Genomic DNA, 345 nt, shown 5'->3' with positions numbered 1-345 from the left:
GGCGTCGCAATGCGCCATACTGCAGGTGTCGATATCTGCTTATGAGAGGAGCCACCCCATGCAAGTTACCACGATCGGCCTTGATTTGGCCAAGAACGTTTTCCAAGTTCACGGGATCACTCAAGGCGAAGAGGTCGTCTTCAACCGCCCTTTGAGACGGGCGCAGCTGTTGCCATTCTTTTCCAAGATCGAACCCTGCCTCATTGGCATGGAAGCTTGCAGCAGTGCGCACCACTGGGCGCGGGAGTTGACAGCGTTGGGTCATGAAGTCCGACTAATTCCGCCGATATATGTCAAACCATACGTCAAACGCGGTAAGTCAGATGCCATCGATGCGGCGGCCAT

Annotated in this window: 1 pseudogene; it reads left to right on the top strand. The window is 54.8% G+C overall.

The features are described from left to right. Window positions 1-58: 58 nt before the first annotated feature. Window positions 59-345 (top strand): annotated as a pseudogene (locus AB4874_RS20145) (IS110 family transposase); the annotation flags it as partial.

Source organism: Thioclava arctica, assembly GCF_040892615.1.
GTDB classification, from domain to species: Bacteria; Pseudomonadota; Alphaproteobacteria; order Rhodobacterales; family Rhodobacteraceae; genus Thioclava; species Thioclava arctica.
Note: the sequence above shows the minus strand (reverse complement) of the source record. Positions and strands in the feature narration are given on the sequence as shown.